The sequence below is a fragment of the Pradoshia sp. genome, assembly GCF_051873915.1.
In the GTDB taxonomy this organism is placed as follows: domain Bacteria; phylum Bacillota; class Bacilli; order Bacillales; family Pradoshiaceae; genus Pradoshia.
On sequence record NZ_JBJEFJ010000132.1, the window covers coordinates 1 to 1671 of the forward strand.

Sequence of the window (1671 nt, forward strand, 5' to 3'; positions counted from 1 at the left end):
CCTTAAATGAAAAAGTAAATGTGAAGAAAAATCGAAAAAAAGGCTGAAAATGGTTGCAATTAACTCTGCAATAAGGTAGTGTGATATTGGTATGATTACTGTCTGCTGAAAAGAGGTAATCATGAAACAATTAACACTATCAGACAGAGTTGCGATTGAAGCAGGACTATGCACAGGAAAAACACTCAAAAAAATCGCCGAGGATATCGGACGAAATCCAACGACGATTTCTCGTGAAATTAAAACTAACAGAAGTTACATCCACGGTTCATTCTATCTTAACAACGACTGTAAATACGCACGTCGCTGTACTCAAAAACACGTTTGCACAGATAAATACTGTGAAACTCCATGCGTTAAATGCAGAAATTATGATTGTCGGGAAGGATGTCCCAGATATACGCCGCTCAGGTGTAGCCAAATTGAGAAACCTCCTTATGTATGCAACAGGTGTCCTCAAAAAGACAGGTGCAACAAGAACAGATACATCTATTCAGCAAGACTTGCTGATGCAGCTTCAAGCAGAAGGCGTTCGGATACAAGGCGAGGAGTTCGTCTGACAGAGGAACAGCTAAAAAGCATTGATAATCTCGTTACAAAGCAAATTAAGAAAGGTCAGCCATTGACTCATATCTATGCCGAACACCAGGCAGAGCTTCCTGTTTCTCTGAGGAGTCTGTACAATTATATTGATGCCGGTATGCTTACTGTTCGCAACATTGACCTTCGCAGAAAAGTCAGCTACAAGCCAAGAAAACGCACACAGAAGCGTGTTGCTTACAGAAATCAGGACTTTCGCACAGGCAGAACCTACGGGGATTTTCAAAAGTATATTGAGAACCATCCGAACTGCTCTATAGTTCAAATGGATACGGTATTAGGAACCAGAACCAAAGGTCAGCGTATTCTGACGATGTTATTTCTGAAAACTAACATTATGCTGATGTTTCTGATACCCGACGGAAAAGGGCAGACTGTAGTTGATGTGTTTGATTTTCTGCTGAATATTCTTGATATGGATACATTTAAAAATCTTTTTCAAGTGATACTCACAGACAACGGCTCCGAGTTTAAGAGAGCTGAAGAGCTTGAATTCGCACCATATACAGGCGAACGACGATGCAGAGTGTTCTACTGTGATCCGATGGCTTCGTGGCAAAAGGCTGAAATTGAGAAAAATCACGAGTTTATCAGGTATGTAATTCCAAAAGGAAAAAGCTTAGACGGATACAACCACAACGACATCAAATTGCTGATGAATCATATTAACAGCGTCAAAAGACCCGGTCTTGACAACAGGTGCCCTTATGAGCTTGTATCCAAAGATGACAATGATATGAAGTGGTTAATGGAGCTAATGGGAATGGACACCATCCCTGCGGATGATGTCCACCTTAATCCATCTCTGTTAACCCGATAACAATTCTTTAATTCAACGCAGACAGTAAACAGACTCGCTAATCATTAAATTATGACATCACGGCGTATTGCGTTTACTTCTGCAATGAAAAACGCGGTAGGTCTGCTTTGCTGTGCGATAAATTATCAAATTGTCACCGAATCTATGCCTATTATACCATATTTTCTCTGTTTTTCCACTATTATTTGCCCTGTTTTTTAATTTTTTATTTCAGCTATATTTTATATTCATATTTAATTTTTCATTCAAGG

2 protein-coding genes and 1 pseudogene are annotated in these 1671 nt (G+C 39.5%); all 3 read left to right on the top strand.

All coding sequences use genetic code 11. The features are described 5' to 3' along the window. Positions 1–121 precede the first annotated feature (121 nt). Positions 122–190 (top strand): annotated as a pseudogene (locus ACI35L_RS11825) (hypothetical protein); the annotation flags it as partial. A gap of 43 nt (positions 191–233) precedes the next feature. Further along, entirely contained in the window at positions 234–560 is a 327-nt protein-coding gene (locus ACI35L_RS11830; RefSeq protein ID WP_439802951.1) for a hypothetical protein, read from the top strand. Then, the gene (locus ACI35L_RS11835) at positions 488–1420 is read left to right on the top strand and encodes an IS30 family transposase (protein ID WP_439802950.1); all 933 of its coding nucleotides are present in this window, start codon (positions 488–490) and stop codon (positions 1418–1420) included. The genes ACI35L_RS11830 and ACI35L_RS11835 overlap by 73 nt, the downstream gene beginning before the upstream one ends. Positions 1421–1671 lie beyond the last annotated feature (251 nt).